Genomic DNA, 17,734 nt, shown 5'->3' with positions numbered 1-17,734 from the left:
GTAATGCGCTGTCATGCGCGCCCGCGCGGCCCCGTCGGCGCGCCGTCCCGGGCCGGGAACGCGCCTCGGTGCCCCCGGCCACCTCGCAGCGAACCGCCGCGTCCCCACCCATTACGCTGGGGACCGGCCCCGCACCGCCCCGACGCTCTCCGAGGAGCACCCTGTGCTTGAGACCTTCTTCTCCGCCCTGCTCGCCCTGATCGCGGTCGCGATCCTGGCGTTCACCGTGCTGGTCGTGAAGAAGCTCTACCAGGGCCAGAACTGACCGGGGCCGGTCCCACGGCCCTCCCGCCCCCGCCCATTCGACCTCCTACAGATCGCCTGAGCCGCTCATGATCGAGATTCCGTCCGACCTGAATCCGGGCCTCGTCCCGCTCGCCTTCCTCCTCGGCGACTGGGAGGGCGTGGGTGTCTTCGACTTCCCCGGTGAGGAGAAGGCCAACTTCGGCCAGGAGGTCTCCTTCAGCCACGACGGCCGGGACTTCATCGAGTACACCTCGCACACCTGGGCCCTGGACTCCGACGGCGAGAAGATCCGCCCCATCGAGTCGGAGTCCGGCTACTGGCGCATCGACGAGAACCGCAAGGTCGAGGTCGTCATGGTGCGTGACCAGGGCATCGTGGAGATCTGGTACGGGGAGCTGGCCGACCAGAAGCCGCAGATCGACCTCGTCACGGACGCGGTCGCGCGTACGGCGTCCGCCGGCCCGTACAACGGCGGCAAGCGGCTCTACGGCTATGTGAAGAGCGATCTGATGTGGGTCGGCGAGAAGTCCACCCCCGAGGTCCCGCTGCGCGCGTACATGTCGGCGCACCTCAAGAAGGTCGTCACGCCGGAGCAGGTCGCGGCCTGGGCGAAGGATCTGGGCGATCTGCCGGACGACGGAATCGCGTTCTTCAAGTAGGCGCTGCCTACACTGGGCGCGTGGTGAGCACCGACTGGAAGAGTGACCTGAGGCGGCGAGGCTACCGCCTGACCCCGCAGCGCCAGCTTGTCCTCGAAGCCGTCGACACCCTGGAGCACGCGACGCCGGACGACATCCTGTGCGAGGTGCGCAGGACCGCGTCCGGTGTGAACATCTCCACCGTGTACCGGACGCTGGAGCTGCTGGAGGAGCTGGGCCTCGTCTCGCACGCGCATCTGGGGCACGGTGCGCCGACGTACCACCTCGCGGACCGGCACCACCACATCCATCTGGTCTGCCGGGACTGCACCGACGTCATCGAGGCGGATGTCTCCGTCGCCGCCGACTTCACCGACAAGCTGCGCGAGATGTTCGGTTTCACGACGGACATGAAGCACTTCGCGATCTTCGGCACGTGCCGCGACTGCACCACCCGTGCGGCGAGCGGCGAATCCTGAGCCGGTCGTACGCTTGTCGTCATGCAGCGACACTCAACGACCAGTCCACTCCTCTCCCTGCCCGGTGCCGTGGCCGCCGAAGGGCAGGACGAAGGTGTCGCCGCGCACTACGGCGATCTGTTCCGCGAACAGCGCGCCCTCGCCGACGGCCGGGGCCTGGTGGACCTCTCCCACCACGGCGTCGTCACCGTCACCGGCGAGGACCGGCTCAGCTGGCTCCATCTGCTGATCACCCAGCACGTCAGCGAGCTGCCCGCGGGCCGGGCGACCGAGGCGCTGATCCTCTCCGCGAACGGCCACATCGAGCACGCGCTGTATCTCGTGGACGACGGCGAGACGGTGTGGGCACATGTCGAGCCGGGCACGCGGGAGGCGCTGATCGCCTACCTGGAGTCGATGAAGTTCTTCTACCGCGTGGACGTCGCCGACCGTACGGACGACTTCGCCGTGGTCCACATCCCCGCCGGGTCGATCGCCGGGACGCCGGAGGGGTCCGTGGTCCGGGAGACGCCGTACGGCAGGGACGTCTTCCTGCCGCGCGCCGACCTGGAGTCGTACGCGCGGGAGAACGGCCCGCCGGCCGGGATCCTCGCGTACGAGGCCCTGCGCGTCGAGGGGCACCGGCCGCGGCTGGGCTTCGAGACCGACCACCGGACCATCCCGCACGAGCTGGGTCTGATCGGCAGCGCCGTCCATCTGGAGAAGGGGTGCTACCGGGGGCAGGAGACCGTGGCGCGCGTCCACAACCTGGGGAAGCCGCCGCGCAGGCTGGTCTTCCTGCACCTGGACGGCAGCGAGGTGGTGCTCCCCGGACACGGCACGCCCGTACGGCTCGCCGCCGACGGCGAGGAGGGCCGCCAGCTCGGTTTCGTCACGACGTCGACCCGCCACCACGAGCTGGGGCCGATCGCGCTGGCGCTGGTCAAGCGCAATGTGCCGGTGGACGCGCCGCTGATGGCGGGGAACACGGCGGCGTCGCAGGAAGTGGTCGTGGAGTCCTGACTCCGCCGCCGGGCGCCACGGGCGAGGCGTGAGGCGTGAGGTGCTCGCACCTGACATGCCACGTCCCGCTCCTCACCACCTCCCGTCTCACATCTCCAACTGCACCGTGAACGGGCCGTGGTTCGTGAGCGAGACACGCATGTCCGCCCCGAACCGGCCCGTCCCGACGGTCGCCCCCAGTTCACGCAGCCGCGCCACGACCTCGTCCACCAGCGGTTCGGCCACCTCGCCCGGTGCCGCCGCGTTCCAGGTGGGGCGGCGGCCCTTGCGGGCGTCCCCGTAGAGAGTGAACTGCGAAATCACCAGGAGCGGGGCGTTCGCCTCGGAACAGGACTTCTCGCCCTCCAGGATCCGCAGCGTCCAGAGTTTGCGGGCCAGTTGGGCCGCCTTCTCCTTCGTGTCCCCGTGGGCGACTCCCACCAGCACACACAGTCCCTCGCCGACGATCTCGCCGACCGTCTCGACACCCGAATCCGTCACCACGGCGACGCTCGCGCCGTCGACCCTCTGCACCACTGCTCGCATACGGCCCAACCTATCCGGGCCCTGTTCGGGTCCCGTCCGGCGCCCATCCAGGGCCGAACGGGTGCAGATCGCCTGCATGTGCACGTGCAGGAGTGGCACGATGCAGACAGGCGGAGCGAGGGGAAGTAAGCACGTATGAGCACATCTGGTGCCGGGCAGTCGCCCGGTCCTGTACCGATCATCGGCGGCACGGCGTCCGGCGACCTCGCCGCGGCGGGTGCCGGTGCGGCGACGGTCCGGCCCCCCGCACAGCGGGCCACGGGCGGTGAGAACGCCCTGCGGCTCCCCGAGTTGCGTGCTCTGCGCCGGGACGCGACGCGGGACGAGGCCGACCTCAGCTATCTGCGCCGGCTGCTCCAGGGCCGCATCGACATCCTGCGGGCCGAGCTGGCGCGCCGGTCGGCGCCCGAGACGCCCGTCGTGGACCGGCTCTCCGAGATCCTGGCCGACACCCCGTCGCTCCACCGGTCCTCCGCACGGCATGTGACTCTTTCCACACCGCGGAACGAGGAGTTCCGGCTGCTCGCCGCCGAGGCGCTCGCCGAGGTGGAGCTGTCCGACCTGGAAGCCCGTACGGATGGGGAGTTGGCCGCCGCGATGGGGCGGCTGGTCCTCCATGAGCAGCAGATTTCGAAGCGCCGGCACGATCTCCAGCGGACGGCGGACGAGTGCAGCGCGGAGATCGCCCGCAGGTACCGTGAAGGCGAAGCACAAGTAGACGACCTGCTCACGTAACGCCGTGGCTGCCTTCCGGAGCGGTCCCCGCCCGGAAGGCCCGTTGATGACGACCCGCAGGAAGACGACGCCCACGACCGGGGCGGCCACCGCCACCACTCACCCCGCCACCAGCGCCACCACCGGCCCCGCCACCGTCGCGGCGGCCGGGGCCGCGACGGAGGGCGCCACCCGGTCCCCGGTCCTCGCGGAGGTCGTGCGGTCCGGCTTCGTCGAGGGCAGGCACCGCGGCTCGCTGGTGCTGCTCGCGGCCGACGGCAGCGTGGAGTTCGCGCTCGGCGACCCGGACGCACCGGTCTTCCCCCGCTCCAGCAACAAGCCCCTCCAGGCCGCCGCCGTGCTGCGCGCCGGGGTCGAACTGTCCGGTGAACGACTCGCGTTGGCGGCGGCGAGCCACTCCGGCGAGGACTTCCACCTCACCCTCGTACAGAAGATGCTCGCCGAGTCCGGGCTGACGGCGGACGATCTGCTGAATCCGGCCGACCTGCCGCTGGACCGGGTCGAGGCCGAGGCGTACCTCGCGGCGGGGCGCATCCGGGACCGCGTCACCATGAACTGCTCCGGCAAGCACGCGGCGATGCTCGCCGCCTGTGTGCGCAACGACTGGCCGCTGGACACGTATCTGGAGCCGTCCCACCCGTTGCAGCGGCTCGTGGCCACGGTGGTCGAGGAGGTGTCGGGGGAGCGGGTCTCGGCGGTCGGTACGGACGGCTGCGGTGCCCCGCTGATGGCCGTCAGCCTCACCGGACTCGCCCGCGCCTTCCGCCACTTCGTCCTCGCCGCGCCGGGCACGGCCGAGCGCCGGGTGGCGGACGCGATGCGGGCGCACCCGTCGTACGTCGCCGGCACGCGCAGGGCCGACACCTGGCTGATGCGCGAGGTGCCGGGCGCGCTGTCGAAGATGGGCGCGGAGGCGGTGCAGGCGGTGGCGCTGGAGGACGGCCGCGCGCTGGCGTTCAAGGTGGACGACGGCGGGCTGCGCGCGCTCGGGCCGGTGCTGGCGAGGGCGCTGGGGCTGCTGGGGGTCGAAGGACCGGTGCTCAAGCGCATCGGCCGGGCGCCGCTGCTGGGCGGCGACGCGGAGGTCGGCGGGGTGCGCGCGGCGTTCTGAGCGCTCGCGCCCCGGACCGTGGGCCCTGGGCGGAAATCAGCAGGACTTTCCGCCCCGCCTGTGTTTAGCGTACGAGCATGGCCATCGACGTCCGTGTGATCAGCGAATCCGACCTCCCCGCCTGGCTCCGCGCCCTGAACACCGGCTTCCTGAGGCCGCCCACCGTGAGCGAGGAGGCCGTCGCGGACCGCGGGGCGTACATGGACACCCGGCGTATGAGGGGCGCGTTCGACGAGGGCCGCTGTGTCGCGACGTACCGCACCTTCCCGCAGGAGCTGACCGCCGTCGGCGGCGCCCCGCTGCCGTCCAGTGCCATCTCCAACGTCACGGTCTCGGCCACGCACCGCCGCCGCGGTCTGCTCAGCCGGATGATCGGCGACGACCTGGCGGAGGCCAAGGAGCGCGGCGACGTCGTGTCCACGCTGATCGCGGCGGAGTACCCGATCTACGGGCGGTACGGCTTCGGCCCGGCCGCCTGGATCACCGACTGGTCGATCGACGTGCCGCGCGCCGGCCTCGACCCGCGCGCCTCCGGTCAGCCGGACGACGGCGGCCGGGTCGACCTGGTCGACGCCTCGGACGTGGTGAAGCTGGGCCCCGAACTGCACGAGCGGCTGCGCTCGCTGAGGCACGGCGTGATCAGCCGCAACGAGCGCTGGTGGCGGGTCCACACGGGCACGGCCATCTCGTACGGCGCACCGTGGACCGAGCCCTTCTACGCGGTGTACCGCTCGGCGTCGGGCGAGGTGGAGGGCCTGCTGACGTACAAGGCGGACGAGGTGTGGGGCGACGCCAAGCAGCCGCTGAACACGGCGACGGTGCTCGACGCGATCGCCGTGACGACGGCGGCGGAGCGCGCGCTGTGGCGCTACGTCTGCTCGGTCGACTGGATCACCACGGTCCGCACCGGCTACCGCGCCCCCGACGACCTGGTCCCCTTCTTCCTCCCGGACCCGCGTGCGGCCAGGATCGTCACGCAGGCGGACTTCCTGTGGGTGCGGATCCTCGACACCGTACGCGCGCTGGAGTCCCGCACGTACGCGACCTCCGGCACCCTGGTCCTGGACATCCACGACCGCGCGTCCCTCGCCTCGGGCCGCTACCTCCTGGACGCGACGCCCACGGGCGCGACCTGTACCCCGACGACACGGTCAGCCGATCTGACGCTGGACGTGCGGGAGTTGGGCGCGCTCTACCTGGGCGACGAATCGGCGGTCCGGCTGACGGCGCTGGGTACGGTGACGGAGGAGAAGCCCGACGCGGCCTCCCGCACGGACACCCTGCTCCGCACCTCCCGCCGCCCCTGGTGCCCGGACGTGTTCTGAGCGGCGGCAGGCCGAAGCGCCCTGTGATGATCGGTGACTCCCGGAGTGAACGCCCCGCCCCGGCGCCCTCTCACGCCGTCCGGTTCCTGAACAGCCGGCCCGACATGGCCGCCGCCGTCAGGAGGATTCCCGTGCACCAGGCCAGGGCCACCCATGGGGCGGAGCCCACCGGTTCGTCGAGGAGGAGGCCGCGGAGGGATTCGATCACGGGGGTGACCGGCTGGTTGTAGGCGAAGCCGTGGAGCCAGGACGGCATCGTGGCGATCGGGGCGAACGTGCTGCTCGGGTAGGTCAGGAACATCATGAAGAAGGAGAAGGCGCCCGCCGCCTCCGGGGACCGGGTCAGCAGGCCCACCGCCGCCGCCAGCCAGGAGATCGCCACGATGAAGGCGAGCAGCAGGCCCGCCGCCGCGAGGGCGGCCGGGACGGTCGGGGCCGGGCGGAAGCCGATCAGCAGGGCCACGCCGAGGACCAGGACCGTCGAGACGATGTTGCGGACGGTGCTCGACGCGACATGCCCGGCCAGGAACGCGGCGCCGCCGACATCGAGCGAGCGGAGGCGGTCGATGATGCCGCCCTTCATGTCCTCGTTGACGCTCACCGCCGTGCCGGAGGAGCCGAAACCGGCGCAGAGCAGCAGGACACCGGGCACGACGTAGGAGACGTACGGCGCGCCCGTGCCGGTCTCGATGGCGCCGCCGAAGAGATAGACGAAGATCAGCATCAGCATGACCGGCAGCATGAGCGAGGTGAAGACGGCGTCGCCGTTGCGGCTGCTGAGCCGGACCGAACGGGCCGTCATGACAAGGGTGTTGTTCAGTGCGCGGCCCGCCGGGGCCGTCGTCGCCGTGTCAGACATGGGTCGGCTCCTCGCTGGTCAGGGCGTCGGTGCCGCTGCCGGTGCTCCCGGCGGTGGTGACGGTGGTGGGGGTGGTGACGGTGCCGGGCGTACGGGCGGCGCCCCGGCCCGTCAGGGCCAGGAACACGTCGTCCAGCGTCGCGCTGTGCACCGCGAAGCTCACGATGTCGCGGCGCGCCGGATCGATCTCGTCCAGCAGCGCCCGTACCCGCGCCGCCGTGCCGTCCGTCGGCAGGCCGAGCGTGAGCGTGTCGGGGGAGCGCCGTACGGCGAGCGGCGCGAGTCGTCCGTACGCCGCCGCGTCGGCGGCCACCAGGTCGAGGCGGTGTCCGGAGACCCGTGCCTTCAGCTCCGGTGCCGTGCCCTCGGCGACCAGCCGGCCGCCGTCGAGTACGGCGATCCGGTCCGCCAGCTGGTCGGCCTCCTCCAGGTACTGGGTGGTGAGGAAGACCGTGGAGCCGCCCGCCGACAGCTCTCGCACCACCTGCCACAGCTCCTGGCGGCTGCGCAGGTCGAGCCCGGTCGTCGGCTCGTCGAGGAAGATGACCTCGGGCTCGCCGACCAGCCCGGCGGCCAGATCGAGCCGCCGCCGCATACCGCCCGAGTACGTACGGGTGAGCCGCCGCCCCGCGCCGGTGAGGTCGAACCGCTCCAGCAGATCCGCGGCCCGGCGGCGCGCGTCCGCGCGTGACAGGCCGTGGAGGCGCGCCATCATGCGCAGGTTCTCCTCGCCGGTCTGCTTCTCGTCGACCGAGGCGAACTGGCCGGTCAGGCTCACGGCCCGGCGTACCAGGCGCCGCTGGGTCCGTATGTCGTGACCCGCCACCCGGGCCGTGCCGCCGTCGGCGTCGGCGAGCGTGGCCAGGATCCGTACGGCGGTGGTCTTCCCGGCGCCGTTCGGGCCGAGGAGGGAGAAGACCGTGCCGCGTTCGACGGTCAGGTCGATGCCGTCGAGTACTTTCACCCGCTCGTCCCCGCGGCCGTAGGACTTCTCCAGCCCGATGGCGCTGATGGCTCGTCTCTGGGGGCTCATGGCCACCGCTCCTCCGTTGCGCGTCATGGGCCCGACGCTTTATGCGTAACCCTTACGCTTGATGTGTAAGGGTTACGCATAACTAGGATGGCGTCAAGGCGGGAGCGGCGGTACGAGCGGGGGAAGGCGGAGGCGCGGACGTGACGGACGAGAGCGCGGACCAGGGCACGGGCGACAACGCGGGCGGCCGTGTGGGCGGGGGTACGCGCGACGGCGGCGGCGACGCCGGTACGGGGCTGCCGCCCAGCATCGAAGCCGCCTGGGGACTGCGCGAACGCCCGGCGAAGGGGCGCAAGCCCGGTCTCACCCTGGCGCGGATCGTCGACACGGCCGTCACCGTCGCCGCCACCGAGGGGCTGCCCGCCGTCTCCATGGGCCGGATCGCGAAGAAGCTCGGCGTCTCGCCGATGTCGCTCTACCGCTACGTGGGCGCCAAGGACGAGCTGTACGTACTGATGCAGGAGGCGATCATCGGCGATCCGCCGGCGCCGCCCGCACCGGGCACCGACTGGCGTACGGCGCTGACGGAGTGGGCGTGGGAGATACGCCGCACCTGCCAACGCAACCTGTGGGCGCTCCGTATCCCCATCTCCAGCCCACCCGCCACACCCCGGATGGTCGCCTGGTGGGAGTGGGGGCTGGTCGCCCTGGAGGGGACCCGGCTCGACTGGGGCGAGAAGCTGTCGGTGGTCCTGATGGTCAACGGCTATGTGCGGCACGAGGCGACCCTGATGGCGGACCTGGCCGCCGCCGTCGAGGCGAGCGGCAGAACGGCGGAGGCCGTACTCGCCGGATACGGGCACACCCTCCAGAAGCTGGCCGATCCGGCGCGCTTCCCGTCCGTCGCGGAGATGCTGGCGGCGGGGGTGATGGAGGCGCCGGAGGAACCGGAGAGCCCCGACCACGAGTTCGTCTTCGGTCTTGAGCGCATGCTGGACGGCATCGATCTGCTGGTGCGCGAGCGGGGCGGGGACAGCGGAGTCGGCGGCGGGCCCGGCGCGGACGCGGGCGGGCGCTGTGGCGAAAAGGGCCCGGAACCCGTCGCATAAGGTGCGCGGGTGGATCATCTCTACTCGACGCGCGGCGGGCGGGTACGGGGCCGCCGCGCCGCTCCCGGTGTGGTCGCGGTGCTCGGAATTCCCTACGCCGCCCCGCCGTTCGGCCCCCACCGCTTCAAGTCGCCCCGGCCCGCGCCCGCCTGGCACGGCGTACGGGAGTGCGTCGGCCACGGGCCGATCGCGCCGCAGTCGGCGGAGCTGCCCGGTATGCCGGCGTGGTCACCGGGCGACGAGGACGTGCTGAATCTCAACGTCTGGACGCGTGAGGGAGGAGGCGGGGCGGAGGGCGCGGGCGCGCGGCCCGTGCTCGTCTGGATCCACGGTGGCGCCTACACCTTCGGCGCCTCCGCGCAGCCGGACTTCGACGGTACGGCCCTGGTCCGCGCCGGACTGGTCGTCGTCACCCTCAACTACCGGCTCGGTTTCGAGGGCTTCGGGCATGTCCCGGGCTCGGACGTCCCCGGCTCGGACATCCCCGGGAACCGTGGTCTGCTCGACCAGATCGCCGCCCTTGAGTGGGTGCGCGACAACATCGCGGCCTTCGGCGGCGACCCGGCCAACGTGACCGTCGCCGGGCAGTCGGCGGGAGCGACGTCCGTCGCCTGTCTGACGGTGATGGACCGGGCGCGCGGACTGTTCCGCCGCGCCGTCGCCCACAGCCTGGTCGGCCCGGTCCACCAGCCCCGGCACGCCGCCGGGACCACGCGCCGTGTCGCCGCCGCCGCGGGGGTCGCGGCCACCGCCGATGCGCTGGCGACGGTGTCCCCGTACGACCTGGTCCGCGCGTCCGACCAGGTCGTCGCCGACCTCCGCGCCGACCCGGCGGAGGGCGCGCGCCACTACGACCCGGTGCTGTACGGCCCCGTCGCTGACGGCGTCCTGCTGCCCGCCGACCCCCTCGCCGTCGGTCCGGCGGACCACGCCGACATCGACCTGCTGGTCTGCCACACGACCGAGGAGTACTGGCTGCTGGACGCGGTCGGCAGCAGCAAGAGGATCACGACGGACCGTCAACTGGACCAATTCGCGGCGGACTTCGGGCTGCCCGGCGATCTCGTACCGGCGTACCGGGCGCTGATGCCGGACGCGCCGGCGCCCGACCTGTACCTCGCGATCTACGGCGACATGTCCTTCGGCGAGTACAGCAGCCGGTTCGCCGACCGCCACGCCGCCGCCCCGGGCGGCACCGGCCGGACGTATCTGTCGCGCTTCGCCAGGCGGCGCGTCACGGGGAGCGGAGTCGTACGGCCCTGGCACTGCGCCGACGTCCCCTTCGCCTTCGGCACCGTCGCCGACCCCCGGCTCGCCTTCCTCATCGGCGGGCCGCCGCTCCCCGAGGACCACGAGCTGTCGCACCGCATGGTGCGGGCGTGGGCGGACTTCGCCGCGACCGGGGACCCGGGCTGGCAGCCGCTCGACCCGGACGGCGGGCCGCAGCAGGTGCGGATCTGGGGCGAGGAGGCCGGGGAGGGAGTCGGGGAGGGGACCGGCGCAGATCCGCACGGCGCCTTCCGCGCGGCGTGGCGGTCGGCCGACTACGCGCACATCCACCCCTGACAGGATGGGCACATGACCGAGATCCGCACGCCCCGCCTCCTCCTCCGCCGCTGGACCGACGCGGACCTCGCCCCGCTGGCCGAGATCGAGTCGGACCCCGAGGTCATGCGCTGGATCGGCGACGGCTCGGTCCGCGACCTCGACGGGACCGCCGAGGACATCGAGCGCTGGGAGGAGGAGTGGGACGAGGAGGGCTTCGGGCTCTTCGCGGTCGAGCTGCTCGCCTCCGGCGAACTCATCGGCGCCGTCGGCCTCTCCGTGCCCGTCGAACCGCCCGAGGTGCGCTCCGACGTGGAGATCAGCTGGCGGCTCGGCACCCCTTTCTGGGGGCAGGGCTACGCCTCCGAGGCCGCCCAGGCCGTGCTGGAGTTCGCCCTCCAGGACCGGGGGCTCGACCGCGTCGTCGCCGTGAACCGGCCCGGCAACGAGCGGTCGGGGAACGTGCTGCGCAAGCTGGACCTGGTCCTCGACCGGGAGACGAAGCACCCCGAGTACGGCTTCGCGCTGCACATCCACTCCATCGACCTCACCGAGTACGTGGCCTGAACAGCGCGAGCGCCGCGGCGGACGTCACCGCGGACCCGGCCACGCGCCCGGCCGGGGGCTACCTCCGCCAGAACAGGTGGTGCGTGACACCGCTCGGGCTCGGGACGACCTCCAGGTGGAACCGGTCGAGCAGCTCGTCCGGTGACTCCCAGAGGTGCAGGCCGGTGCCGAGTTCCACCGGTGAGACCGCCACGTGCATCGTGTCGACCAGGTCGGCGGCGAGGAACTCCCGGATGGTGGTGACCCCGCCGCCGAGCCGTACGTCCTTGCCGTCCGCCGCCGCCCGCGCCTGTTCGAGGACCGCGGCCGGGTCGCCGTCGACGAAGTGGAACGTGGTGTCGGAGAGCGTGATCGAGGGGCGTACGTGGTGGGTCAGGACGAACACCGGGGTGTGGAACGGGGGTTCGCCGCCCCACCAGCCTTGCCAGTCGTGGTCCTGCCAGGGCCCGCGCTGGGGGCCGAACTTGTTCCGGCCCATGATCTCGGCGCCGATGTTGTGCGCGAAGTCCCGCGTGAAGTAGTCGTCGAGACCGCGGCTGCCGCCGGGGTCGGTCCGCATGGGCCAGCTCGCCGTGGCGCCGGCCCAGGCGAACAGCTGCCCGGGATCGACGTGGCCGAACGGCCTGTCGAGACTCTGGTGCTCACCGGCACCGATTCCGTCACTGGAGACGCTGAAGTTCATGACTCTCAGCAGCTGACCCATGATTTTCTCCTCGTCCGGTCCTGTCGCGTCCATGTGTGGGCGAAGCGCTCCACAACAGGACGTCGAACGGGACATGGCCGGATCGACAGCGGCCGGCGGATTCCTTCCCGGCATTCCTACCGCGAAGCCGCCGCGTGATCCGTCAGAACCTCCGTGATCACATGCCGCTGGTTCCTCGCGAGTACCGGATTCGTGCGGAGTCCCCCGGCGTGGGCCGCGACGAGCCTGGTCGCCGCTCCGACCGGTTCGGCGAGGCCGTGATCGGAGCCGCCGAGGTCATGATCGAGGTCAGCGGTCGCGCGACGGAGCGCTGCTCGCCGGGCGACCGGCGGGCACGGCGAACAGGGCGCCGCGCGCCCCGTACCACCCCGCACACGCCCCTGACGTGCGCCGCAGGGCGGAAATCCCGAGCCATGACCGGGCCGACGCCGGGTAGCGTGCGTACATGCCCGAACTGCAACTGCTCCGACTCGACCACGCTCCGGCACTGCTCGCATTCGAGCAGGAGAACCGGGCCTACTTCGCCGCCTCGATCTCCGACCGGGGCGACTCCTACTTCAGCGATTTCGCCGCCCGGCACGGCGATCTGCTCACCGAGCAGGGCGCCGGACTGCACTACTTCCATGTGCTGGTCAGCGGCGACGGCAGCACGGCGGAGGAGGTGATCGGGCGCTTCAACCTCGTCGACGTGGCGGACGGTTCGGCCGAGCTGGGCTACCGGATGGCCGAGAAGGCGGCGGGCAAGGGCCTGGCGACGGACGCCGTGCGGTCGGTCTGCGTGCTGGCCGCCGAGAAGTACGGGCTGACCTCGCTGCGCGCGATGACGACCCACGACAACCCCGCCTCACGCGCGGTGCTGGACCGCACGGGATTCGTGGCCACAGGCGAGATCGAGATCGGCGGGCGCCCCGCCACGACCTATATCCGCACGCTGAGCTGAGTCCCCAGCTCCCGGAAGCCCAGGGCCACGGCCACCCGCCGCGACGGATACGGCCGCGCGCGCCACTGCGGCAGCAACCCCGCGTCGAGCGCGTGCGACACCGCGGCCGACGCCACGATCCCCGCCAGCCGCCGGCCCCGCCGGTGCGGGGCGACCAGCAGGCACACGTGGGCGACCGAGCGCGGCCAGGCCGTGTAACCGGCCGCCGCCACCACATCCCCGGCGACACCACGCCCCGCACCCGCACCGCCGGCCTCGCGGAGCAGGAACGCGGGTGAGGTGATCTCGTCCAGACCGCTCTCGTCCGCGTCGCCCGGGGAGACCGCAGCCAGCAGCGCGGTCAGCGCGGGGTCGCCGGACGCCGCCCGCTCGACGGCCGTACCCGCCTCCCCGGGAGGCGCGGGCACGAAGGACGCGCGGTCCAGGTAGGCGAGCGTGGCGGGCCCCAGCACATCGAGCACCGGCGCTCCCGTACCGGTCAGGGCCCGGCCGAGCCGGACCGGGTCGACCGGTTCCGCGGGCGCCAGCTTCCGTACGGCCGCGCCCAGCGCCTCGGTGCGCCGCGCGTCCGGCGCGGTGGCGATTGCGGCCTCACCGATCCGTACGATCCCGGCCCAGCCCGGCGGGCAGAGCCGCGAGCCGGGTGCGGTCACGACGGTGGCCGGGGAGGTGAACCCGACCGGCACACCGGCGAGTTCACTCCACAGTGCGCGGACGCGGTCGGTCGTCACGGGGAGTCCGGGACGGTGCGGGTGAGCGCGTCGACCGCCGCGCGCCGGGGCCCGCCCAGTGCGAGGAAGTCCGTGCTGTCCGCCCACTGGTCCACCCCGCCGGTCAGCGGCAGACCGCGCAGTCCGGGGTCGGTGACGGTCGCCGCGAGGGCCTGTGCGAAGCGTTCGGCGTGCAGCACCTGGAACGGCCGGCTGTGGTACGGCCGGCGGGCCGGATCCACCGGGGCCGCGAGCCCCGTCGCGTTCTGGAGCCCGGCCACGAACTCGTACGCGTCGCACAGGTGCCGCTCCCGCGCCCGGTACTCCGTCGCGGCCAGCGCGCCCGCCAGCGACGGCTTCAGGGCGCCCGCGACCGTGAGCCGACCGAACGCGCTGCCCAGCCACTTGCCGTACGGGGCGTACGTCCGCTCCAGCAGCAGGCACAGCCGCATCAGATCGCGCACCAGCCGTGCCGCGACGACCGCCGACCCGAGATCGTCCCCCACCTCGGCGCACCGTCCGGCGAACGCCTCCTCCTGGGAGATCCGCTGCCACTGGCAGGCCAGCAGCCAGCGCCACACCTGGTCCGGATACCAGGCCAGCCGGGCCCGTACCGCACCGAGCGTGCCGGTCGAGCCGGGCGCGCCGGGGCCGTCGTGGAACACCGCGCCGCCGGTCACCTCCGCGAGCCGTTGCTGGGGCATCGCCAGCCACTCGCGGACCGTGGGCCCCTCGGCCGTCGCCGCGGCCACCCCGAGCTGGGCGCGCAGCCAGTCGTCGAGGCCGTCGACCGACACCCGGTGATCGACCGCGCCGTCCGTCAACTCCATCCGGCCGATGGGTACTTCGGGATCGGCGTGCCGGAAGTGCGTGGGCCAGCCGCGTACGTGCTTCGGCAGCCGTTCGGCGAGCAGCCGGTGCATTTCCGCCCCGTGTTCGGCGGCGTCGTCCGGCGCGAGGAACAGATTCAGCCGCGGGCCCCACTCGTGGTCGGCGGACCGGGCCGTGTCGAACCCCAGCACCTCCGACCCGGAGCCGATCCGCGCGGCGGCGTACCGCAGCCCCGGGTACGCGCTGTCGAGGACGGGCCGCACCGCCTCCTCGTAGAGGACGCGTGACAGGTCGAGACCGGGGACGAAGCCGGCGCGGAGGGGGGTGCGTTCGCTGTCCACGCGCCCACTGTGCCCGAGGCGGACGGGCCTCGGCCACGCGATTTACGCACACGTCCCCTTCGGTTCCGTCGTCCGCTCCCGTCCCGTCGGCGTACGGCTCAGCGCGCCGCGCCGCCCACCCGCTCCGCGAGGAACTCCTCCCAGGTCCGCCGCCCGATGTCGGCCCCGTCGAGGGTCAGATTCTCCCCGGCCCGGTAGGCGCGGCCGGCCTTGCCCGGAATCCGGAGCGGCACCGTCGGCCGGCGTCTGCCGCTCGCCCGGAGATAGCCGCCGCACAGCTCCCCGAGCCCGTAGACCTTCGGACCGGCGAGGTCGGCCACGCGGCCGGCCGGTTCGCCGAGGGTCAGTTCCACCAGGCGGTCCGCCACGTCGCGGGCGTCGACCGGCTGGAGCCGCAGCCCGCCGGGGACCGGGATCACCGGCAGTTTCGCCATGCCCCGCACCATGGTCAGGGCCAGGTCGTGGAACTGGGCCGCGCGCAGCGTCGTCCAGGGCACCCCGGAACCGGCCACGGCCCGCTCCGCGCCGAACTTGGCCCGGGGATAGCCGAGCGGAATCCGGTCGGAGCCGATGACCGAGACGTAGACCAGGTGCCGAACGCCGGTACGTGACGCGGCCCGCACCAGATTCCCCGTCGCCACGTCGTCGCCCTTCGCGGCTCCCGCCAGATGCAGGACGGTCTCGGCGCCGTCCACCGCGGCCTCGATCCCCTCGTCCCTGAGCAGGTCGGCGGCGACGTACTCGACGCCGCCCTCGGACGCGCGCGGGTGCCGGCTCAGCACCCGCACCCGGTGGCCGGTGTCGCGCAGCAGAGGGGTGACAAGGCGGCCGAGGGTGCCCGTGCCGCCCGTGACCAGGATCGATGACGTCATGGTTTCTCCAGGCTGTCGTGGACCGGGTGTCCCGGTCACATCGGCGGGTTGAGAGGGTCTACCGCACTGACACCCGGCGAGCGAGGAATGTGACGAGATGGAAGAGAGCACGCTGCTTCTGGAGCGTTTCGAGGAGGACCGGACTCGTCTGCGCGCGGTCGCCTACCGGATGCTCGGCTCCGCGAGCGAGGCCGACGACGCCGTCCAGGAGACCTGGCTGCGCCTCAGCGGCGCCGACGCCGGCGAGATCGGGAATCTGCGCGGCTGGCTGACGACCGTGGTGGCGCGGGTGTGCCTGAACATGCTGCGTACGCGCGCCTCCCGGCGCGAGGAACCGCTCGACGTGCCGGACCGCCCGGACCGGGCCGGTGCGCGCGAGGGGGAGTACGGCCCGGAGGAGGAGGCGGTGCTGGCCGACTCCGTCGGACTGGCACTGCTGGTGGTGCTCGACACGCTGACGCCGGCCGAGCGGCTGGCGTTCGTCCTGCACGACCTGTTCGCCGTCCCGTTCGACGAGATCGCCCCCATGATCGAGCGCTCCCCGGCGGCGGCGCGACAGCTCGCGAGCCGTGCGCGCCGCCGGGTGAAGGGGGCCTCGCCGCTGCCCGCGGCGGATCTGGCCCGCCGGCGCCAGGTCGTCGAGGCGTTCCTGGCCGCGTCCCGGGGCGGCGACTTCGAGGCGCTGGTCACGCTGCTGGACGCGGACGTGGTCCTGCGCGCGGACCGGGCGGCCGGCCCCACCCCGGCACCGCTGCTGCTCCGGGGCGCGCAGCGGGTGGGCAAGGGCGCGTCGATGGCGGCGGAGCGGGTCAGGTTCAGCCAGCCCGCGCTGGTGAACGGGTCGCCGGGCCTGGTGATGGCTCCCGGCGGCCGGCTGTTCCTCGTCCTCGCCTTCACGATCAGGGACGACAAGGTCGCCGAGATCGACATCATCGCGGACGCGGACCGGCTGGCCGGGGTGGAGGTGGCGGTCCTCGACGTGTGACGACGGGGGCGGGCCGACCGGTGCCGGGCGCACGGACCTTCCGGCCGTCCGGCTCAGCCGGGCTGTCCGGGTGGGTCCGGCTGTCGGGCAGCCCGGCCGTCCTGGTGGTCTCCCGTGGAGCGCCCCGGATGCATGGGCATGTGCGGAGCCCAGGGGGTGTCGCGCCGATCTTGTCGCGACCGCCGATCGCCCGGAGGGTCATTTCGGGCATATCGTTGTCTGTGGGACCTTCGTCTGGCATCAGGGGGTCATCATGGTCGAGGGACTTGTCATAGCGGTCATAGCCGTGATCTGCGTGTGCGCGGTGTTCGCGGCGGCGTCAGCCCGGATCGTCAAGCAGTACGAACGCGGCGTCGTCTTCCGTCTGGGCCGGCTGCGCGAGGGCATCCGTGGGCCCGGATTCACGCTGATCACTCCGTTCGTGGACCGGCTGAGCAAGGTCAACATGCAGATCGTGACGATGCCCGTCCCCGCGCAGGACGGCATCACACGCGACAACGTCACCGTGCGCGTCGACGCGGTGATCTATTTCAAGGTGGTCGACGCGGCGGACGCGCTGATCCGGGTCGAGGACTACCGGTTCGCGGTCTCGCAGATGGCGCAGACCTCACTCCGGTCGATCATCGGCAAGAGCGATCTGGACGATCTGCTCTCGAACAGGGAGAAGCTGAACCAGGGGCTGGAGCTGATGATCGACAGCCCGTCCATCGGCTGGGGCGTACAGATCGACCGCGTCGAGATCAAGGACGTGTCGCTGCCGGAGACCATGAAGCGGTCCATGGCACGACAGGCCGAGGCGGACCGTGAGCGCCGCGCACGGGTGATCAACGCGGACGCGGAGCTCCAGGCGTCGAAGAAGCTCGCCGAGGCGGCCGGGCAGATGTCCGACCAGCCCGCCGCGCTTCAACTGAGGCTGCTCCAGACCGTGGTGGCTGTCGCGGCCGAGAAGAACTCCACGCTGGTTCTGCCGTTCCCGGTCGAACTCCTCCGCTTCCTGGAGCGCGCCACCCCCGCCGAGACGGCCCAGGCCGTCGAGGCGGCGTCGGCCGCCCTCCGGTCGGCTCCGCCGCCGGCCCCCGGACCGACGGCGGACAGCCGGACGCCCGACGAGGGGACGCCCGACAAGACGACGCCCGAGAAGCAGGCACTTGAGAAGCCCGCGATGGAGAAGAAGCCGGTGGAGAAGCAGCAGGGCCGGGAGACCACGACCGTCTGACCACATCCTCACCGGCCTGCGC

19 protein-coding genes are annotated in these 17,734 nt (G+C 72.5%); 12 read left to right on the top strand and 7 right to left on the bottom strand.

The window, feature by feature from the left end; genetic code table 11:
* The first annotated feature begins 332 nt into the window (after window positions 1-332).
* Genes ACZ61E_RS19090 through ygfZ form a run of 3 tightly spaced genes read left to right on the top strand, consistent with a single transcriptional unit; the run spans window position 333 to window position 2,365 of the window.
* Window positions 333-905 carry a heme-binding beta-barrel domain-containing protein gene (locus ACZ61E_RS19090; protein WP_469700824.1) on the top strand — a complete coding sequence of 191 codons (573 nt, stop codon included), beginning with the start codon at window positions 333-335 and terminating at the stop codon, window positions 903-905.
* A gap of 20 nt (window positions 906-925) precedes the next feature.
* Entirely contained in the window at window positions 926-1,363 is a 438-nt protein-coding gene (locus ACZ61E_RS19085) for a Fur family transcriptional regulator (RefSeq protein ID WP_469700823.1), read from the top strand.
* A gap of 21 nt (window positions 1,364-1,384) precedes the next feature.
* Complete coding sequence (ygfZ, locus tag ACZ61E_RS19080) at window positions 1,385-2,365, top strand: CAF17-like 4Fe-4S cluster assembly/insertion protein YgfZ (RefSeq protein WP_469700821.1); 981 nt, start codon at window positions 1,385-1,387, stop codon at window positions 2,363-2,365.
* A gap of 87 nt (window positions 2,366-2,452) precedes the next feature.
* On the opposite strand, the gene dtd is transcribed toward ygfZ, so the two are convergent.
* Entirely contained in the window at window positions 2,453-2,890 is a 438-nt protein-coding gene (dtd, locus tag ACZ61E_RS19075; RefSeq protein ID WP_469700820.1) for a D-aminoacyl-tRNA deacylase, read from the bottom strand.
* A 135-nt stretch (window positions 2,891-3,025) separates the two neighbouring features.
* Between dtd and ACZ61E_RS19070 the strand changes: the two genes are divergently transcribed.
* From ACZ61E_RS19070 to ACZ61E_RS19060, 3 genes are all read left to right on the top strand, one after another.
* Window positions 3,026-3,625, top strand: coding sequence for an RsiG family protein (locus ACZ61E_RS19070; protein WP_469700819.1), 600 nt, complete (start codon window positions 3,026-3,028; stop codon window positions 3,623-3,625).
* 46 nt (window positions 3,626-3,671) lie between these two features.
* Window positions 3,672-4,736, top strand: a complete 1,065-nt coding sequence (locus ACZ61E_RS19065; RefSeq protein ID WP_469700818.1) for an asparaginase — start codon at window positions 3,672-3,674, stop codon at window positions 4,734-4,736.
* Between the two features lie 77 nt (window positions 4,737-4,813).
* Window positions 4,814-6,061, top strand: coding sequence for a GNAT family N-acetyltransferase (locus ACZ61E_RS19060; RefSeq protein WP_469700817.1), 1,248 nt, complete (start codon window positions 4,814-4,816; stop codon window positions 6,059-6,061).
* Window positions 6,062-6,131: 70 nt separating this feature from the next.
* Here ACZ61E_RS19060 and ACZ61E_RS19055 read toward each other — a convergent pair whose 3' ends face one another.
* Complete coding sequence (locus ACZ61E_RS19055; RefSeq protein ID WP_469700816.1) at window positions 6,132-6,920, bottom strand: ABC transporter permease; 789 nt, start codon at window positions 6,918-6,920, stop codon at window positions 6,132-6,134.
* Window positions 6,913-7,953, bottom strand: coding sequence for an ATP-binding cassette domain-containing protein (locus ACZ61E_RS19050; protein WP_469700814.1), 1,041 nt, complete (start codon window positions 7,951-7,953; stop codon window positions 6,913-6,915). The genes ACZ61E_RS19055 and ACZ61E_RS19050 overlap by 8 nt, the downstream gene beginning before the upstream one ends.
* Window positions 7,954-8,093: 140 nt before the next feature.
* Here ACZ61E_RS19050 and ACZ61E_RS19045 point away from each other — a divergent pair, with 140 nt between their 5' ends.
* The 3 genes from ACZ61E_RS19045 to ACZ61E_RS19035 are packed head-to-tail and all read left to right on the top strand — an operon-like array spanning window position 8,094 to window position 11,114.
* Window positions 8,094-9,002, top strand: coding sequence for a TetR/AcrR family transcriptional regulator (locus tag ACZ61E_RS19045; RefSeq protein WP_469700813.1), 909 nt, complete (start codon window positions 8,094-8,096; stop codon window positions 9,000-9,002).
* 9 nt (window positions 9,003-9,011) lie between these two features.
* A complete protein-coding gene (locus ACZ61E_RS19040; RefSeq protein WP_469700812.1) occupies window positions 9,012-10,568 on the top strand; it encodes a carboxylesterase/lipase family protein in 1,557 nt (518 codons plus the stop codon).
* Between the two features lie 12 nt (window positions 10,569-10,580).
* Window positions 10,581-11,114 carry a GNAT family N-acetyltransferase gene (locus ACZ61E_RS19035; protein ID WP_469700811.1) on the top strand — a complete coding sequence of 178 codons (534 nt, stop codon included), beginning with the start codon at window positions 10,581-10,583 and terminating at the stop codon, window positions 11,112-11,114.
* Between the two features lie 58 nt (window positions 11,115-11,172).
* Here ACZ61E_RS19035 and ACZ61E_RS19030 read toward each other — a convergent pair whose 3' ends face one another.
* Window positions 11,173-11,817 (bottom strand): dihydrofolate reductase family protein, encoded by a 645-nt coding sequence (locus tag ACZ61E_RS19030; protein WP_469700809.1) that lies wholly within the window; start codon window positions 11,815-11,817, stop codon window positions 11,173-11,175.
* 445 nt (window positions 11,818-12,262) lie between these two features.
* On the opposite strand from ACZ61E_RS19030, the gene ACZ61E_RS19025 reads away from it, so the two are divergent.
* Window positions 12,263-12,757, top strand: coding sequence for a GNAT family N-acetyltransferase (locus ACZ61E_RS19025; protein WP_469700807.1), 495 nt, complete (start codon window positions 12,263-12,265; stop codon window positions 12,755-12,757).
* On the opposite strand, the gene ACZ61E_RS19020 is transcribed toward ACZ61E_RS19025, so the two are convergent.
* The 3 genes from ACZ61E_RS19020 to ACZ61E_RS19010 all read right to left on the bottom strand — a co-directional run bounded on the left by ACZ61E_RS19020 (window position 12,736) and on the right by ACZ61E_RS19010 (window position 15,511).
* On the bottom strand, window positions 12,736-13,488 hold the full coding sequence (locus ACZ61E_RS19020) for a GNAT family N-acetyltransferase (RefSeq protein ID WP_469700806.1): 753 nt from the start codon (window positions 13,486-13,488) through the stop codon (window positions 12,736-12,738). The genes ACZ61E_RS19025 and ACZ61E_RS19020 overlap by 22 nt on opposite strands.
* Window positions 13,485-14,639 (bottom strand): DUF4037 domain-containing protein, encoded by a 1,155-nt coding sequence (locus ACZ61E_RS19015; protein WP_469700804.1) that lies wholly within the window; start codon window positions 14,637-14,639, stop codon window positions 13,485-13,487. The genes ACZ61E_RS19020 and ACZ61E_RS19015 overlap by 4 nt, the downstream gene beginning before the upstream one ends.
* A 98-nt stretch (window positions 14,640-14,737) precedes the next feature.
* Window positions 14,738-15,511 (bottom strand): SDR family oxidoreductase, encoded by a 774-nt coding sequence (locus tag ACZ61E_RS19010; protein ID WP_469700803.1) that lies wholly within the window; start codon window positions 15,509-15,511, stop codon window positions 14,738-14,740.
* Window positions 15,512-15,608: 97 nt separating this feature from the next.
* Here ACZ61E_RS19010 and ACZ61E_RS19005 point away from each other — a divergent pair, with 97 nt between their 5' ends.
* Both ACZ61E_RS19005 and ACZ61E_RS19000 read left to right on the top strand, forming a co-directional pair.
* Entirely contained in the window at window positions 15,609-16,496 is an 888-nt protein-coding gene (locus ACZ61E_RS19005; protein WP_469700801.1) for a sigma-70 family RNA polymerase sigma factor, read from the top strand.
* Between the two features lie 253 nt (window positions 16,497-16,749).
* Window positions 16,750-17,712 carry a slipin family protein gene (locus ACZ61E_RS19000; protein WP_469700800.1) on the top strand — a complete coding sequence of 321 codons (963 nt, stop codon included), beginning with the start codon at window positions 16,750-16,752 and terminating at the stop codon, window positions 17,710-17,712.
* The last annotated feature ends 22 nt before the right edge of the window (window positions 17,713-17,734 follow it).

Source organism: Streptomyces sp. NPDC104581, from assembly GCF_055583685.1.
This window is presented reverse-complemented; position numbering and strand designations above follow the sequence as displayed.

What these genes read in the sequence shown, in the direction of transcription:
- ACZ61E_RS19010 (WP_469700803.1), bottom strand. Translation starts at nt 15,511, where the DNA reads ATGACGTCATCGATCCTGGTCACGGGCGGCACGGGCACCCTCGGCCGC.
- ACZ61E_RS19065 (WP_469700818.1), top strand. Translation starts at nt 3,672, where the DNA reads ATGACGACCCGCAGGAAGACGACGCCCACGACCGGGGCGGCCACCGCC.
- ygfZ (WP_469700821.1), top strand. Translation starts at nt 1,385, where the DNA reads ATGCAGCGACACTCAACGACCAGTCCACTCCTCTCCCTGCCCGGTGCC.
- ACZ61E_RS19030 (WP_469700809.1), bottom strand. Translation starts at nt 11,817, where the DNA reads ATGGGTCAGCTGCTGAGAGTCATGAACTTCAGCGTCTCCAGTGACGGA.
- ACZ61E_RS19025 (WP_469700807.1), top strand. Translation starts at nt 12,263, where the DNA reads ATGCCCGAACTGCAACTGCTCCGACTCGACCACGCTCCGGCACTGCTC.
- dtd (WP_469700820.1), bottom strand. Translation starts at nt 2,890, where the DNA reads ATGCGAGCAGTGGTGCAGAGGGTCGACGGCGCGAGCGTCGCCGTGGTG.
- ACZ61E_RS19055 (WP_469700816.1), bottom strand. Translation starts at nt 6,920, where the DNA reads ATGTCTGACACGGCGACGACGGCCCCGGCGGGCCGCGCACTGAACAAC.
- ACZ61E_RS19000 (WP_469700800.1), top strand. Translation starts at nt 16,750, where the DNA reads ATGGTCGAGGGACTTGTCATAGCGGTCATAGCCGTGATCTGCGTGTGC.
- ACZ61E_RS19060 (WP_469700817.1), top strand. Translation starts at nt 4,814, where the DNA reads ATGGCCATCGACGTCCGTGTGATCAGCGAATCCGACCTCCCCGCCTGG.
- ACZ61E_RS19005 (WP_469700801.1), top strand. Translation starts at nt 15,609, where the DNA reads ATGGAAGAGAGCACGCTGCTTCTGGAGCGTTTCGAGGAGGACCGGACT.
- ACZ61E_RS19050 (WP_469700814.1), bottom strand. Translation starts at nt 7,953, where the DNA reads ATGAGCCCCCAGAGACGAGCCATCAGCGCCATCGGGCTGGAGAAGTCC.
- ACZ61E_RS19035 (WP_469700811.1), top strand. Translation starts at nt 10,581, where the DNA reads ATGACCGAGATCCGCACGCCCCGCCTCCTCCTCCGCCGCTGGACCGAC.
- ACZ61E_RS19070 (WP_469700819.1), top strand. Translation starts at nt 3,026, where the DNA reads ATGAGCACATCTGGTGCCGGGCAGTCGCCCGGTCCTGTACCGATCATC.
- ACZ61E_RS19090 (WP_469700824.1), top strand. Translation starts at nt 333, where the DNA reads ATGATCGAGATTCCGTCCGACCTGAATCCGGGCCTCGTCCCGCTCGCC.